The 15,012-nt window shown below is 66.2% G+C and carries 13 protein-coding genes; 6 read left to right on the top strand and 7 right to left on the bottom strand.

Annotated features, from left to right (window positions below):
• Window positions 1-25 precede the first annotated feature (25 nt).
• The gene (locus BXA00_RS14790) at window positions 26-220 is read left to right on the top strand and encodes a hypothetical protein (protein WP_156902803.1); all 195 of its coding nucleotides are present in this window, start codon (window positions 26-28) and stop codon (window positions 218-220) included.
• Window positions 217-453 (top strand): AlpA family transcriptional regulator, encoded by a 237-nt coding sequence (locus BXA00_RS14785; RefSeq protein ID WP_076519171.1) that lies wholly within the window; start codon window positions 217-219, stop codon window positions 451-453. The genes BXA00_RS14790 and BXA00_RS14785 overlap by 4 nt, the downstream gene beginning before the upstream one ends.
• A gap of 204 nt (window positions 454-657) precedes the next feature.
• Here the strand turns inward: BXA00_RS14785 and BXA00_RS14780 are convergent, their stop codons facing one another.
• Complete coding sequence (locus BXA00_RS14780) at window positions 658-942, bottom strand: HigA family addiction module antitoxin (RefSeq protein WP_076519170.1); 285 nt, start codon at window positions 940-942, stop codon at window positions 658-660.
• A 10-nt stretch (window positions 943-952) separates the two neighbouring features.
• Window positions 953-1,231, bottom strand: coding sequence for a type II toxin-antitoxin system RelE/ParE family toxin (locus BXA00_RS14775; RefSeq protein ID WP_076519169.1), 279 nt, complete (start codon window positions 1,229-1,231; stop codon window positions 953-955).
• Window positions 1,232-1,464: 233 nt separating this feature from the next.
• Between BXA00_RS14775 and BXA00_RS14770 the strand changes: the two genes are divergently transcribed.
• Entirely contained in the window at window positions 1,465-2,130 is a 666-nt protein-coding gene (locus BXA00_RS14770) for an SOS response-associated peptidase (protein WP_076519168.1), read from the top strand.
• Window positions 2,131-2,139: 9 nt separating this feature from the next.
• Here BXA00_RS14770 and tssM read toward each other — a convergent pair whose 3' ends face one another.
• The 5 genes from tssM to tssH are packed head-to-tail and all read right to left on the bottom strand — an operon-like array spanning window position 2,140 to window position 12,137.
• Window positions 2,140-5,805, bottom strand: coding sequence for a type VI secretion system membrane subunit TssM (tssM, locus tag BXA00_RS14765; protein ID WP_076519167.1), 3,666 nt, complete (start codon window positions 5,803-5,805; stop codon window positions 2,140-2,142).
• 25 nt (window positions 5,806-5,830) lie between these two features.
• Window positions 5,831-7,273, bottom strand: coding sequence for a type VI secretion system protein TssA (gene tssA / locus BXA00_RS14760; protein WP_197685546.1), 1,443 nt, complete (start codon window positions 7,271-7,273; stop codon window positions 5,831-5,833).
• A complete protein-coding gene (gene vasI / locus BXA00_RS14755) occupies window positions 7,270-7,959 on the bottom strand; it encodes a type VI secretion system-associated protein VasI (RefSeq protein ID WP_197685545.1) in 690 nt (229 codons plus the stop codon). Before vasI ends, tssA begins: the two co-directional genes overlap by 4 nt.
• Window positions 7,956-9,527 carry a sigma 54-interacting transcriptional regulator gene (locus BXA00_RS14750; RefSeq protein WP_076519164.1) on the bottom strand — a complete coding sequence of 524 codons (1,572 nt, stop codon included), beginning with the start codon at window positions 9,525-9,527 and terminating at the stop codon, window positions 7,956-7,958. The genes vasI and BXA00_RS14750 overlap by 4 nt, the downstream gene beginning before the upstream one ends.
• A 3-nt stretch (window positions 9,528-9,530) precedes the next feature.
• Window positions 9,531-12,137: a type VI secretion system ATPase TssH gene (gene tssH / locus BXA00_RS14745; RefSeq protein ID WP_076519163.1), complete on the bottom strand. Its 2,607-nt coding sequence runs from the start codon at window positions 12,135-12,137 to the stop codon at window positions 9,531-9,533.
• Window positions 12,138-12,507: 370 nt separating this feature from the next.
• Here tssH and tssB point away from each other — a divergent pair, with 370 nt between their 5' ends.
• Genes tssB through tssE form a run of 3 tightly spaced genes read left to right on the top strand, consistent with a single transcriptional unit; the run spans window position 12,508 to window position 14,972 of the window.
• A complete protein-coding gene (tssB, locus tag BXA00_RS14740; protein ID WP_076519162.1) occupies window positions 12,508-13,014 on the top strand; it encodes a type VI secretion system contractile sheath small subunit in 507 nt (168 codons plus the stop codon).
• Between the two features lie 50 nt (window positions 13,015-13,064).
• On the top strand, window positions 13,065-14,537 hold the full coding sequence (gene tssC / locus BXA00_RS14735) for a type VI secretion system contractile sheath large subunit (RefSeq protein ID WP_076519161.1): 1,473 nt from the start codon (window positions 13,065-13,067) through the stop codon (window positions 14,535-14,537).
• A 6-nt stretch (window positions 14,538-14,543) separates the two neighbouring features.
• The gene (gene tssE, locus BXA00_RS14730) at window positions 14,544-14,972 is read left to right on the top strand and encodes a type VI secretion system baseplate subunit TssE (RefSeq protein WP_076519160.1); all 429 of its coding nucleotides are present in this window, start codon (window positions 14,544-14,546) and stop codon (window positions 14,970-14,972) included.
• Window positions 14,973-15,012: the final 40 nt, after the last annotated feature.

Genomic DNA, 15,012 nt, shown 5'->3' with positions numbered 1-15,012 from the left:
AGTAGAACTCCAGCGCGGGATGCCCGTGCTGACCACCACTGAAGTCGGCGAGCGGCTGGGCCTGAGGCCGTCCGTGGACTCGCTGCTGGCGTTGGGTATCCAGCCTGTCCAGCGCACGCTGCTGGGCGTCTATTGGGCGCTCAGCGACATGCCCGCCATCCGCAACGCGGTCGCCGCGCGCGTCCTGCAAATCCAACCTGACGAGGTATCACGGTCATGACCGAACGCGACCTGATCGACACCAACAAGATCGCCGAACTGCTCGGCGGCATGAACCCGGCGCACGTGCGCGACCGGGTTTGCGAGCGTGCGGACTTCCCGCGGCCGTTTAGAATCGGGGGCAGAAAGCTCTACGATCGGGCCGAAATCCTCGAATGGATTGAATCTCGCCGGCAGGCACCCGACGGGCGGCGCACGCCACCATTACGCCAAACTCCCTCGCAGCCCGCATAAACACTGGGGTTCAGGTGTCCGGTCTCGGGCACCAAATTACCGTCTAGATTGATCTAGCACAGTACTTCAAACCCGCACCAGTCAACGCTGTGCGGGTTTTTTGTTGTCTGGGGTAATCTCTGTTCGTCTACCATGACGGCGCGGCCCTGTATTCGCTGCATGGGGGCGGGGCATGAGCGCCCCCATCAGATCGGACGAAGCCAGTCAGGCCGCTCTTTTCGAAAGTGGAGCGATCTTTGGGCGCGGCTGCTGCTCTGCCTGCCACAAGTCCCAATGCGCCTGCATTCCCATCCAGAAATCAGGCGTCGTGCCCAACCAAGCGGAAAGGCGCAGCGCCATATTGGCCGTCACGTTCGCCTTTCCGTTCAGCAGGTTGGACAGCGTGACGCGATTGACCTCAAGCGCTTGCGCCGCCTCCGTTACGGTCACATCGTCGGGGATCCAGTCGCGCAGCACCTCGCCGGGGTGCGCCGGATTGTGCATCTTCATCGATGGCTCCTTAGTGATAGTCCTGGTAATCGACCAGTTCGGCGTCCTGCCCAATGAAAGTGAAGGTCAAGCGCCAATTGCCGTTGACCCACACCGACCAATGTCCGGCCAAGCCGCCGCTCAAGGGGTGAAGCTTCCAATTCGGCGCGGCCATATCCTGCGGCCCCTTTGCATGGGTCAATGCGGTAAGCAAGATCGTCAGCTTGTTGGCGTGGTGGGCCTGGATACCCGCCTTGCTGCCCGTCAGATAGAACGCCTCAAGACCCTTATGCCGGAAGCTCTTAATCATCGGCAAATTGTAGCCTAGGGGGCTACACCGCACAATCCGATACGGTCTGCCGTTCTCTGTGGTTGTACTGCCTTTCGCGCCCCCGTGCCGAAATCTGGCAGGGCCTGCGAAGCGCGACGCTTTATTCCGGTCTCCCTCCCCGCCCCTCCCCCAGCTAGACAAACCGCGCGCCGCCGCGGCAAGCTTGGACGTCCAGGAGGCGCCCCTCGCCTCCCGCCGTCCGGGAGCCGTGCATGTGTTCGCACTATCAGACGCTTAAGGATGCCGAGCTGCTGCTGAAGAAATTCGGCGCGCGCCGCAGGCCCGCCGCCATCGGCAAGTACGACATGTGGCCCAGATACGAAGGCGTGTTCCTGCGCCGCCCGCCCGAACACGACGCCGGCGACGACGCCGTGCCCGAGCGCGAAGCCGTCGCTGGCCGCTGGGGCCTGATCAGCGCCATGACTCGGCCGGACGGTCTGGACCGCGCCGGCAAGCTGTCCACCTTCAATGCCCGCGCCGAAACGGCCGCCGCCTCGTACACCTTCGGCAACGCCTGGCGCCGCGCGCAGCATTGCGTCATTCCGGCCGATGCGATCTTCGAACCGGATTGGCGCTCCGGCAAGGCCGTCCCCACCCGCTTCACCCGCGCCAACGGCGAGCCGCTGGGCATCGCGGGCCTGTGGGACCGGTACCGCGATGCCGCCGGACAATGGCGCGAGAGCTACACCATGCTGACCATCAACGCGGACAAGGATCCCCTGTTCAGCCAGTACCACCAGGCGGGCAAGGAAAAGCGCATGGTCGTCATCCTGCCCGAGGGCGCCTGGAGCGACTGGATGACGGCCACGGCGCAACAGAGCCGCGAGTTTCTGGTCCCGTTCCCGGCAGACAAGCTGATGGCCACGCCGATGCCGTGAACCCGACCGTCAGCGTCGAGGCGCGCCCTTGCCCGCCGCCACCCTGGCGTCCGCCTTCGCCTTGCCCGGCCATTCCGCCAGCAGCGTGCGCGGCAGCGCGAAGCCATCGAACAACGGCTGCGTGAAGGGATTGTTGGCCTTCTCCGCCGACACCCGGTAGCGCATCGCGCCATCGCTGGCCGCGAAACTCAGGTCCACGCTGGTGGCCGTGGCGCTGTCCAGGCGGGCCTGGCTGAGCAGGCGGAACATGGACCAGGCCCCCCGGTACACCAGGCTGCTGCTCGTGCCGCCGCCCACCAGGGTGATGCGGCTTTCGGTGTTGGCACCCAGGCTGTTGGGCCAGATCAGTCCGACGCTGTTGGCCGCGCCGTGGCTGTAGGAGATCAACTGGCCTTCCACGCTCAGCACGCTGCTGCGCCGCGTGGGCGCCAGGCCCAGGGGCTCCACGCTGAACTGCACGCCCAGCGCGCCGCGGCTGTTGAAGAACGCGTCGCGGATGCGGTCGGCGGCCTCCAATTGCTTCAGCACATCCATGCGCACCAGATACCCGCCGCGACGCTCGGAATACAGCGCCTCCAGATTGTCTTCAAGGAACAGCTTTAGATACTGGTCCTTGAACTGGGCCAGCCGCCCCTGCGGACCGAACATGACCGTGAAGTCTTCCAGCGAGGCGTCGACCCGGCTGGCGGGGTTGAACGGATAGCGGTTGGCGAGCCGTTCGTCGTAGTAACGGTAGACCTCGGTGTTCCAGCGGCGCTCCAGCTCTTTCAGCGCCTCGATCACGAGGACCTGCGACGACTCGTCGGCCAGCTTCTTCACTTGCCGGTTGAGCGGTTCGGGCATGCCGGCGGCGATGCGCTGCAGGTTGCCGATCGGGTCCGTGCCTTTCAGCGCAAAGCGGTCGAGCACCACGCTCAATGCAGCCTTGCCCGGATCGGGACTGTCCTGCACGCTCTTGACCACGTCATGGACGCGGGCGACGGCCGCCATGCTTTCGTCCAGATACGAAGGCTTGTTCTCGGTGGCGACCAGCACATCGGTCAACGGCGCAAAAGGACGCGCGATGGCGGCCACCTGCTGGGCCTTCGCGACGCCCGCGGGGGTCGGCGCGGGGCCATCCGCCTTGGCCGACGCAACGCGCACGTCCAGGGGCTGCAGGCTGGTGTTGTCGCGCACCGTCTCCACCAGCCGGCGCAATGGCGCGGCCGGACTGGTGACGCTGCCCAGCACGCTGACCGCCTGCGCAATATCGTCGAAGTCGGCAACCTCCAGCCGGTTCAGGCTGCGCTGCCAGGTGTCGACGTAGTCGCGGTTGTAGATGGCGCGCACCCGGACCGCCAGCGCCTGCTTATCGGCCTCGGAATAATCGATGCGGTCGCGCTCGCCCAGCGTCCATTGGTCGATCAGGGCCAGATCGGTGAAATCCTGGCTGCGCGGCTCGAAGTAGGTCCGATAACCCCGCGCCGTGAGCAAGGCATCGATGCGCGTATCGCGTTCGGCGTGGCCTGCGCCCCCGTACACGATGTCGAAGGCCGGACCGACTTCGTTGCGCAGGTCCAGCGGCGCCTGCAGCGCCTTGCCGGCCTGTTCGCGCATGCTCATGTACACGCGCTGCGGCATCGGCACCTGCCGCAGGCGCCGCTGGATCTCTTCCACCCGCTCGCGGTACATGGGCAGGTCGGCGCGCGCGTACTTCATGGCATAGGAAAGATGCCGCATCAGGCCGCCCTGCACCGCGCCGTCGCCCGGAAACGCCGCCTGCCATTGGCGGCTCATCCAGTCCTGCACGATGGGCGCGCGGCGGTTGTCGATGTCTTCGATCATCCGGTAGACGCGCAGCGCGGCCAGTTGCTCGTCGCTATCCGCGGGCGCCGCGTTCACGGCCTGCATCACGCCGCCAGCCAGTTCGGGCAGGAAGCGCCGGGACAGCAACTTCAGATAGGCCTCGTCCACCTTCGGGCCGATCTTGCGGCCCTGGTACAGCCCCAGGTCCGCCACGACCGGCCAGGCGTCGCGGTAATCCCCGAATACCGCGACCGCGCTGCTGATCTGGTCCAGCGGCGCCAGCAGATTGCGGCCCGTCGGATCGGAACGGCCGTCGATCTGGAAGGCGCTGAAGTCCCGGCTTCGTTCGAGCACGCGCGTGGCCATGTCGCGATTGATGCCGTAGTAGCGGTACCAGCCGCCGATCAGCACCAGGCTGCCCAACGCCGCCACGGCGAACCCCACCCGCAGGACGCGCCGCTTGTCGGCCAGCACCTTCAGGTTGTCGCCCGCCAGGCCGGCCTCGGGATAAATGATGCGCTGGAACACGCGCTGGGCGAAATAGACGACCGCCCGCCCGGCGGGCTGCGTGTCGGCCAGCGGCTCGCTCAGGCCATACGACTGCGACGCGGCGTTGATGAAGGCGTTGCAGAGCAATCCCTGCTGATAGACCGACGAGAAGTACACGCCGCGCGGCAGCGCGGGCGTGATGTAGCGGTCGCTACCCAGGACGTCGGCCAGAAAACCCAGCAGCACGGGGCGCATGCCGGCCAGCTGGCCCACCAGCGAGAACAGCGCCTCCCGCGTTTCCAGCGCGTTCGCGTCGCTCAGGGCGTCGAACACCCGCTCGTTCAGCCGGGCGATGAAGCCGTCGTAGCGGCCGGCCAGCTCCGCCAGCCAGGCGTCGTAGTTCTTTACCGAATCCAGGGTGAACGTGAAGCCGAAGATCTCTTCGCGCACCGAGCGCGGCAGCCGCGCGAAGAACGGCTCAAATCCGGCCAGCAGGTCGAACTTGCTGAGCACCACGTAAAGCGGCGGGCGCGTGCCCAAATGCCGGCTCAGTTCGCTCAGGCGCGTGCGCAGCAGGATGGCAAGCGCCTTGCGGTCGCTGGCCTTCTGGTTCAGCAGCGTCACCAGGTCCACCATCAGCACCACGCCATTGAGGGGCCGCCGGCTGCGATTGCGGCCCAGCCAGTCGATCAGGCCTTCCCACAGGCGCCCGTGCAGGCCGGCGGGCAAGGCTTTTCCGGATGGCGCGGGCGGCGCGGCCGACGCGTCCTCCGATGCCGCGGCAGGCTCGGCGGCGGCGGGCTCAGTCTGGCTGATCAGCTCGCCGGGCGGATCGATCAGCACGGCCTCGTCGCCCATCCACCAGTCGATGCTGTAGGCGAGGTCCGGATCCACGAACACGCGCCTGCTGCCCGCCTTGATCTCTCCGGTCAACGAAAAACTCTGGCTCGACCGGTTGATGAAGCTGGTCTTGCCCGAGTTCTGCTGGCCCAGGACCAGATACCACGGCAGTTCGTACAGGGCGTTGCGGCTCTTCAGGTTCGCGCGCAGCGCGGCCAGGCTCGAATCGAGCGCGCGTTCCTGCGCCTGCACGTACCGCAGGGCCGGATCTTCCTTGCGCTGCGCCGCGTGTTCGCGCTCCGCCTCCAGCCGCCGGTTGCGGCGACGCAAGGCAAAGAGCCACATGAGCAGCGGCGCCATCAGCACCCCCAACGTCGCGAGCAGGCGCGCCGGCATGTCGGCCAGCGGCCGGCTCGCGTTCCAGTTCAGCTCGGGGCCCTGCCACCAAATGCCGATCAACAGGAACAGAACGCCCAACAGCAACAGCACCGGCATTGCGCTCTTGAACTGGCGCAGCACGGGCAAGCCAAAGCGCTTGAGATAAGCCCAGATCCTAGACATCGTATTTCCTTCTAAAAATTCCGCTCTAGCGTTGATCTTCGGCGCCCTGCCGGTCCGCCAGGTGCTGCCCCAGGAGGCCGAACAGCTCGGGCTCCCACAGGCTGGCCGGCATGTCCCGCATGACCCGGTCCACGCCGGCATACAGGTCCTCTGCCAGCCACGTCAGCCCGCGCGCCGCAAGCATGTCCGCCGCGATCACGCGGGCATGCCCGCGCCACCGCGGGGTCGCGTCGTCGCCCTGCATCTCCTGCAGGCGGCGCAACACCACCTCCACGCCCTCGCTCTCCAGCTGTGCCGCCAGCTCCTCGCGCAAGGCCCGGAATTCCAGGGGCGCCTGCCGCCCTTGCCCATCCGCGTCCGCGCCGCTCAGCCATCCCCGCGTCTCGCTGTCGACGAACGGGCGGCCGTCGTTGAACTGCAGGTCGACCAGGATGGGGATGCGGCGCACGAAGCGTTCGGTCGCCAGGCGGATGGCCACCGCGACCTCCTTCATTTCGAGGCGCTGCGCGATGCTCGCCGCCAGAAAGCTGCCGCGGATCCAGTAAGGCGAGGCCACCACGCTTTTCTCCACCCGCTGGAGCAGCGCGGGATTGACGATGTTGGCCGACAGGGCTTCGCGATAGCCTTCGACGATGTCGGCGGGCACGGCCATCAACTCGGTGCGCATCTCCTTGCGCACCGGCGGCGCCGCATGCAGATGGGCCCACAGCGCAAAGCGCCGCAGCTGGTAGCCCGTGGGGTCGTACGCGTCCTGCTGGTTGATGAACTCGGCCACGCTCAGCAGCGAGCGCCGGCTTTCGCGTTCGTCTCCCAGCTTCAGGGCCTCGTCGGGCGCACTGAAAAACGCTTCGCTGATCGCCGGCCCGCCCCGCCGGTCCAGCGTGGCCGGCGGCGGCGCGGGCTCTGGATAGCGAAGCTGTTCCACACGGCGCGCGAACTGCGCCTCCAGCCGCGTCAGCATGGCGACTTCCAGCTTCGCCATGGGGGCTTGCGCCTGCAGCGCATCCAGCGCCTTGCGCGCCGCTTCCTGATGCTCGCGGGCATCGTCCTGCGCCTCCAGGCCGGCCAATGCCGCGCCCAGGCGCTCGACCTGCAACGCCACGAACTTGCGCTTGCCCAGGTAGCCGGTCGGGCCCGGCTTGGGGTGGCCTGTTTCCCAATATCCTTCCACCATGCAGGCCAGCACGCCCGCAGCCTCGGCCCAGCCGCGCCAGGAGCCCGCACGCAGGCGCGCCGCGATCAGATGCCCGGCAACGCGGAAGTGCTTGCATTGCGAAGACAGGTACTGGCGCGAGGCCTCATCGACATAGGCCCAATCCATGCGCGGCTCGTGCAGACCGCCCAGCTTGACCATCTCGTGGTCGATGCCTTGGAAGGTCTCGTCTTCTTCATCGAAATAGCCCGCCGGGTCGATCGCATCCAGCGGCGCGGCCAGTTTTTCCAGGTCCAGGGGTGGGTAATCGATCACCAATGACACGCCTCCCGCTGTTGCGCGATCAGGCCGTGCAGGCCGGTCGCATCGAACATCAGTCCATGGATGGCGGCATCGTCGCTTTCGAGCCGCAGCCGTCCGCCCGACGAGAACTGCCGCAGCAGATCGACGGCCACCAGTCCGCGTCCGGCGTCGATCACATTGCCCGGCTCCATCGCCTGCCAGGTCCGGGGGGCCGACAGGGGCCGGTCATCGATATACAGCCGGATGCGAATCTGGTTGCGCTCGGACGGCCGGGGCAGGAGCAATTGCAGCCGGGAGATGTTCGCAATGCAGCTGATCGCGAGAAACGCCGACTCGGCAGCGCCATCCAGCGCCGGCGCCGAGATCAGGACCCGGGTCTGCCCGGGCAGCGCGTCTTCGACGCTGGAGATCAGAAACGAAAAGTCCCCGGCCGCGCGCCCCGCTTCGTTCTGGCGGACCAGATCGGCAATCTGCGGAGTGGACGGCGGATGGCCGGGCCTTGCCGATGGGGCGGCAGCGGGTCCGGCGCCGCCGGGAATGGGCGACGCCGGCGTGCCCGCGGCGCGGTCGAAACACGCCAGCCGCTCCAGATCGGACACGATCGCGCGGCAATCGTCTTTCGCGGCGCCGGGCGCCGGGCCGGCCTGGCAGATCGCTGCAGCCAGCATCGAAACAAGGAATGCGCTAGAAAATTTCATGAGTGGGAGTCCTCGCGGTCCAGATTCCACGCCTGGCATCGGCGCGCGAGCGTGCGCTTCGGTATGCCCAGGCTTTGCGCGGCGCGGCTGCGCGAGCCTTCCAGCGCCTGCAGGCGCGCCGTGACGAGCATCCGCTCGAACGTATCGAGGGCGTGCGGCAGGTTGTCGGTTTGAAAGAGGCCGTGCAGGTTGCGGTCCAGGCCGTTGGCCGCGCCGCGCTCCGCGCCGCCATCCTGCAGTTGCCCCAGGATCTGGCGGCAGATCGAGACGCCGGGGCCCGCCCGCTCCGCGGCAACCAGCAGCAGGCTGCGCAGCTCACGCACGTTCCCCGGGAAAGCCTGGCCTTCCAGGTACGACAGCGCGTCGGGCGCCAGGCCCCCGACGCGGGTGCGCCGCTCGCGGTTGTGCTGCAGGATGATGTGCGCAGCCAGGGGCGCAATGTCATCCGGACGGTCGCGCAGCGCGGGCAGGTGCAGCGTCTGCTGCCGGATTCGGAAGTACAGGTCTTCGCGGAACCGGCCCGCCTGGATCAGTTGCGCCAGCGGCTGGTGGGTGGCGCAGATAAGGCGGAAATCCGATGGGAATTCGCGCGTGCCGCCAAGCGGCCGGTACTTTTTTTCGTTGAGCAGGCGCAGCAAGGCGGCCTGCAGCGCCATCGGCATGTCGCCGATCTCGTCCAGGAACAGCGTGCCCCCGTCCGCTTCGGCCACCAGGCCCGCGCGCGCCTGCGTCGCGCCCGTGTAGGCGCCGCGGACATTGCCGAAGAGTTCCGCCTCGATCAGGTCCTTCGGAATGGCGGCGCAATTCACCGGCACGAACTTGCCGCCGCGCGGCGACGCCTGATGGATGAGCCAGGCGACATGGTCCTTGCCGGTGCCGGTTTCCCCCGTCAGCAGCACCGCCAGCGCGGACTCCGCAAAGCGCAGGATGTCTTCCCGCACGCGCTTTGCGTCCGCGCTGACCCCGATGAATTCAGCCGCCAGCAGCCGGGCCGCTCGCAGGCTGCGGCGCTCTTCCTGCGGCTGACGCAGGCTGCGCTGGTAGCGCGCGCTTTCCGATGCGCTCATCTGGTCGTAGAGACGGGCGGACAGGGTTTCGTAGACCTGCAGGAGCATCTGCCACAACGGATCGTCGCGCCAGGCGGCGAGGCTGCGCGCGTCGCCGGCCACGGCGACCACGGACGCCACCTGCTGGCGGCTGTCGCGCTGCGGCCAGGTCAGCAGCGCATGGCGTGGCCCCAGGCATTCGGCCAGCCGCTCGAAGCCGGCGCCCACGTCCACCATGCCGGACAGGCGCTCGACGAAACACGGCTGGCCCGTCGTCAGGCTGTAGACCAGCGGATCGTCCAGGGCCTCCATGTCGATCGCGGCAAGCCGTTCAAGCTCGAATGGCGCACAGGCCAGGGGAAGCAGCTGGTCGCCCGCCGCGTCGCGGCTGTACACGCAGGCGGCGCGCAGGCCGGCCTGGCGCGTCGCGGCGGAAAGAAAGGCAAGCGCGAGCCCGTGCGGACTGTCGGCCAGAATCAGGTCCCGCGCAATTGCTGCCACTTCCAGCGCATCCATCGGCATGCCCTAGTCCACGCTCGCCGTGAACGCGCCGGACTGCCACTGCAGCCGCGCGTTGCCGAACGGCGCGCCGCTGGCCAGGCGCTGCAACACCGCCAGGGACAAGGGCGGCAGCAGCTCGCCGTCGATGCTGGCATCGAGCAGGCGGGCGCCGTTCTCGTGACGGCTGCAGCGGCGGCGCAGCTCGTCGCGCGCTTGCGTGTCGATGTCCAGCACGGCCTCGTATCGCGCGCGGAACTGCTGCTGCAGGCGCAGCAGCCGGCCGTCGACGATCTCGCCCAGCACGGTCTCGTCCAGATACCGGTACGGAATCAGTTGCATGCGGGCGAGCAGCGCGGGCTTGAAGAACGCCAGGAGGCGCTGCCGCAAGGCTTCCTCGGACAGATCCGCCAGCGCGCCATCCTGCTGGTCGAAGCCCAGGTTGGACGTCAGGAAGAACAGCACATTCCTGCAATCGATCTGCCGCCCTTCCCCGTCGGCCAGTTCGCCTTTGTCGAAGGCCTGATAAAAGATGTTCAACACTTCGGGATGGGCTTTCTCGACCTCGTCCAGCAGCACCACCGAATACGGCTGCTTGCGAATGGCCTCGGTCAACACGCCGCCTTCGCCATAGCCCACATAGCCGGGCGGCGCGCCGAGCAGGCGGGACACCGTGTGTTTTTCCTGGAACTCCGACATGTTGATGACGGTCAGGAAATTCTTGCCGCCGAACATCGCATCGGCCAGCGCGAGCGCCGTCTCGGTCTTGCCCACCCCGCTGGGTCCCACCAGCAGAAAGGCGCCCAGCGGCGTGCCCGGCCGGCGCAGGTCCGCCATCGCGGTGAGCAGGTGTTTGTGCACGCGCTCGATCGCAATATCCTGCCCCTTGACCCGCTCATGCAGCAGCGCGGGCAGGTGCGCCAGACGCTCCATCTGGCTACGGTTGATGGTTGTGGCCGGGATGCCGGTCCAGTCCGCGATCACCTGCGCGATCTGTTCCCGGCCCACGTCGGCGTGCAGCAAGGCGCCGTCGCGCTGCAGTTCCGACAATTGCGCGACCTTGGCCACAAGATCACCCTCGTCGCCATCGTCGCCCGCCGTTTCGCCTTCGCCTTCGCCTTCGCCGTCGCCTTGGCGGCTACGCAGCACCCGAATCTCGTCGACGAGCTGCTTCTGAAGAGTCCAGGACGCGCGCAGCGCCTCGGTCTGACGTTGCACATCCTGCGCTGCCGTCTGCAGGGCCGCCAGGCGCCCATTCTGGGCCTTTCGGCCCGCGCGCGCGTCGCGCTGCAATACAGCCGTCTCCGCTTCAATCTGGCGTTGCTGCTGATCCAGGCGCGCCAGCCGGCGGGGCGGCTCCGCCAACGCGGTGGCAACGCGCGCGCATGCCGTGTCCAGGACGTCGATCGCCTTGTCCGGCAACTGGCGCCCGGACAGATAACGAGCGGAAAGCGCCACGGCCGCTTGCACCGCGTCATCGCTGACGTCGACGCCGTGCGCCTGCTCGTAGGTCTGGCGCAGCCCGCGCAGGATGTGGACGGCGCTTTCCTGGCTGGGCTCGTCCAGCTTCACAAGCTGGAAGCGCCGCGCCAACGCGGGGTCTCTTTCAAAGTACTTCTTGTACTCCGACCACGTCGTCGCGGCGATGGTGCGCAGTTCGCCACGCGCGAGCGCGGGCTTGAGCAGATTGGCGGCATCGCCGCCGCCGGCCGCGTTGCCCGCGCCAATCAGGGTGTGCGCCTCGTCGATGAAAAGAATGATCGGCCGGCTGGATGCCTTGACCTCGTCGATGACCGCCTTCAGACGCTTTTCGAACTCGCCTTTGACGGAAGCGCCGGCCTGCAGGGCGCCCAGGTCCAGCACCCACACCGCCACCTGGCGCAGCGGCTCGGGCACACGCTCCTGGACGATGCGCAGCGCCAGCCCCTCGATGACCGCGCTCTTGCCGACGCCGGCATCGCCGACCACGATGGGATTGTTCTTGCGGCGGCGAGACAGGATATCGATCATGAGATCGATCTCCGCGTCCCGGCACAGCACCGGATCGATGCGGCCGTCGCGCGCCTGGGCCGTCAAGTCGTGGCCAAACCGGGCAAGCGCGCTGTCGTCGCCGGCGGCGGCCAGCGCCGGCGACCTGCCGGACGCCGCATCGGCGGGCGCCTCCGAGGAATCGGCCAGCAGCGTGCCGAAGTTCTTGCGCAGCGCTTCGCGGTTGACGTTCTCAAAGAGCGACGCCGCCGCCAGAGGCAGGTAGCGCCCCGGGTTGAGCAGCGCCGCCAGCAGCAGGCTGCCTCCCCGGATATCCGTCAGGCCCAGTTCCAGCGAACCGATCAGCCAGGCTTCCTGTAACAGCTCGATCAACAGCGGGGAGAAGGTCGGGTACTGGTCCGGATTGTCGGCCTGAAACGAAGTGCCGCCCGAGACGGCACGCCGAACGTCGTCGACGTCCAGACCCGCATGCCGCAACAGGAGCCTCACGTCGCCCAGCGGCTGGTCCAACAGCTTTGATACCACCAGGGGAACGGTCACCTCCGTACCGCGCTGGCTGATGCACAGACTGGCCGCTTCCTCCAGCGCCTGCCGGCACGCTGGATTCAAACGCTGAATAACTGCCGGTAAATCAATTCTGATCATGGATTGCACTCATCCGACGTCGTGAGGGTTTTTATTCTTGATATTCCCTGAACCGTCCGGTTAATAAAAACTTAATCCCGGCGGTTATAGGAACAACCCGAAATACGCGGCAAGAATATGCGATCAAACACAAGATAAACAAGCATTTATTTTTCGAATTTCTATTATTTTTGGCGCACTCCAATACCTTTAGGATCGCCCCAATTCGTATTTCCAAATCCTGCATTAATAAAGCCGATTTTCCGTCCGCAACCCAAAACTGAACGGCGTCCGGCAAGCCTCAAATAATCTCCAAAAACTTCCAAAACACCGCCCTGTTTATTCAGGGCAAACCCCGTTGTTGTTTCCGCGTTATTAACCAGGAATTCACATGGCAAAAAAATCGGCCTCGGTCGCCCCGCAAGAACGGATCAACATCAAGTACGTGCCAGCGACTGGCGATCAGCAAACTGAAATGGAATTGCCGCTGAAGCTGCTCGTCACCGGCGATTTCAAGGGACATGGGGAAGAGGCCGCGCTCGAAGAGCGTCCGCTGGTCCGCGTCGACAAGGACAACTTCGACGAGGTGATGGCGGGTGCGGGGCTGCAGGTCGCGATGCAGGTGCCTTCGCGCCTGGGCGAAGGGCAGGATGAGGACACGCTGAGCGTCGCCCTGCAATTCAAGGGAATCAAGGACTTCTCGCCGGACTCCATTGCCCGCCAGGTGCCGGAACTGAACAAACTGCTCGAACTGCGGGAAGCACTGGTGGCGCTCAAGGGACCACTGGGCAACGTACCCGCATTCCGCAAGCAATTGCAGGCCCTGCTCGCCGACGACAAGGCGCGCAGCGCATTGGCCAAGGAACTGGACCTGGTCCTGGATTCGGCGGCTTCCTGAGCCTCCGCCCCTTTTCACTCCCCGCCCCCTCGGTATAAAAGGACAAGCGCATGAAGGCCCAAGCCAGCGTTGCACCGGACATGAAACAAAGCCAAGGACTGCTCGAGCAGATCATGGCGCAAACCCGAATCGAACCCACCCATGAGGGTTACGCGGTCGCCGAACGCGGCGTCGCGGCATTCATCGGCGAAATTCTCAAGAGCGAAGAACGCGAGCAACAGGTCAACAAGCAGCTGGTCGACCAGATGATCGCCGAGATCGACCGCAAGATCGGCCACCAGATGGATGCGATTCTTCACCAGAAGCCGCTGCAGGAGCTCGAATCCGCGTGGCGCGGCCTGAAGCTCCTGGTCGACCGCACCGATTTCCGCGAGAACATCAAGATCGAAATCCTGCACGTCACGAAAGACGAATTGCTGGATGACTTCGAAAGCTGCGGCGACATCACGCGCAGCGGCCTTTACAAACACGTATACACGGCCGAATACGGGCAGTTCGGCGGCGAGCCGATAGCCGCCATCATGGGCAACTACACGTTCGGCCCGTCCGCGCCCGACATCAAGCTGCTCAGCTACGCGGCCTCGGTCGGCGCAATGTCCCACGCCCCGTTCCTGGCGGCGGCGGGCGCCGAATTCCTGAACCTCAAGAGTTTCCAGGACCTGCCGAACCTGAAAGAGGTCAAGGACATCTTCGAAGGCCCGCGCTTTGCCAAGTGGCGCGGCCTGCGCGAATCCGAAGACGCGCGCTACCTGGGTCTGACCATGCCGCGTTTCCTACTGCGCCAGCCCTACGATCCCCTCGAAAACCCGACCCGCAGCTTCGTGTACCGCGAAACGATCGACGGCGACCACGAGAATTATCTGTGGGGCAACACGTCGTACCTGCTTGCCAGCCGCATCACCGACAGCTTCGCCAAGTACCGCTGGTGCCCGAACATCATCGGCCCGCAGTCGGGCGGCGCCGTCGACGACCTGCCGGTGCACCTGTACGAATCGCTGGGCCAGTTGCAGGCCAAGATCCCCACCGAAGTGCTGGTGTCGGACCGCAAGGAATTCGAATTGTCCGAAGAGGGGTTCATTCCCCTGACCATGCGCAAGGACAGCGACAACGCCGCGTTCTTCTCGGCCAATTCGGTGCAAAAGCCCAAGCTCTTCCAGAAGACGCCCGAAGGCCAGGCCGCGCAGACCAACTACAAGCTGGGCACGCAACTGCCCTACATGTTCATCATCAACCGCCTCGCCCACTACATCAAAGTGCTGCAGCGCGAGCAGATCGGCAGCTGGAAAGAGCGCCAGGACCTGGAGCGCGAGCTCAACGGATGGCTCAAGCAGTACATCGCCGACCAGGAAAGCCCGTCCTCCGACGTGCGCAGCCGCCGCCCGCTGCGCGCCGCCAAAGTGCAGGTGCAGGATGTCGCGGGCAATCCGGGCTGGTACCAGGTGGCGCTGGCCGTGCGGCCGCATTTCAAGTACATGGGCGCCAACTTCGAGTTGTCGCTAGTGGGTCGCCTGGACAAGGAGTAAGGCGGCATGCCCAGGTCATCGGGACAGGGCAGCCTGTTCGAGCGGCTGGAGCCGGACGCGCCGCCGCGGCGCGTCCGGTCCCGCCAGGACGCCGCGGCGGCGCGCATTCGCGCCATCAAGCGGCATCTCGAACTCATCCTCAACAGCCGGCGAGGCTGCTCGATAAGTTCGCCTGGCCTGGGCCTGCTGGACTTCAACGACGCCGCGACCGGAAGCGCCGACCTGTTGCTGCGCATCAGCCAGGACATCCGCCAGTCCGTGGCCGAGTTCGAACCCCGCGTCCGGGTGCTGGCGGTGCATGCGCGCCCGGACGGCGCGCGACCGCTGGACCTGACCTTCCGCCTGGACTGCCTGGTGCCGCTGGCCAACGCCGAGGAACAGGTGGAGATCGACCTCATCATCCACCGCCCGGACCGATACGCGCGGATCGTATAGCCAACGCCCAAGGAGGCGCATAGAACATGCCGTTGCGGGG

The organism is Achromobacter sp. MFA1 R4 (assembly GCF_900156745.1).
GTDB lineage: Bacteria > Pseudomonadota > Gammaproteobacteria > Burkholderiales > Burkholderiaceae_B > Achromobacter.
The sequence above is the reverse complement of the archived record's forward strand: the minus strand, read 5'-3'. Positions and strand labels throughout refer to the sequence as shown.

What these genes read in the sequence shown, in the direction of transcription:
- BXA00_RS14785 (WP_076519171.1), top strand. Translation starts at nt 217, where the DNA reads ATGACCGAACGCGACCTGATCGACACCAACAAGATCGCCGAACTGCTC.
- tssC (WP_076519161.1), top strand. Translation starts at nt 13,065, where the DNA reads ATGAAGGCCCAAGCCAGCGTTGCACCGGACATGAAACAAAGCCAAGGA.
- vasI (WP_197685545.1), bottom strand. Translation starts at nt 7,959, where the DNA reads ATGAAATTTTCTAGCGCATTCCTTGTTTCGATGCTGGCTGCAGCGATC.
- tssH (WP_076519163.1), bottom strand. Translation starts at nt 12,137, where the DNA reads ATGATCAGAATTGATTTACCGGCAGTTATTCAGCGTTTGAATCCAGCG.
- BXA00_RS14750 (WP_076519164.1), bottom strand. Translation starts at nt 9,527, where the DNA reads ATGCCGATGGATGCGCTGGAAGTGGCAGCAATTGCGCGGGACCTGATT.
- tssE (WP_076519160.1), top strand. Translation starts at nt 14,544, where the DNA reads ATGCCCAGGTCATCGGGACAGGGCAGCCTGTTCGAGCGGCTGGAGCCG.
- BXA00_RS14775 (WP_076519169.1), bottom strand. Translation starts at nt 1,231, where the DNA reads ATGATTAAGAGCTTCCGGCATAAGGGTCTTGAGGCGTTCTATCTGACG.
- tssB (WP_076519162.1), top strand. Translation starts at nt 12,508, where the DNA reads ATGGCAAAAAAATCGGCCTCGGTCGCCCCGCAAGAACGGATCAACATC.
- tssM (WP_076519167.1), bottom strand. Translation starts at nt 5,805, where the DNA reads ATGTCTAGGATCTGGGCTTATCTCAAGCGCTTTGGCTTGCCCGTGCTG.
- BXA00_RS14780 (WP_076519170.1), bottom strand. Translation starts at nt 942, where the DNA reads ATGAAGATGCACAATCCGGCGCACCCCGGCGAGGTGCTGCGCGACTGG.
- BXA00_RS14770 (WP_076519168.1), top strand. Translation starts at nt 1,465, where the DNA reads ATGTGTTCGCACTATCAGACGCTTAAGGATGCCGAGCTGCTGCTGAAG.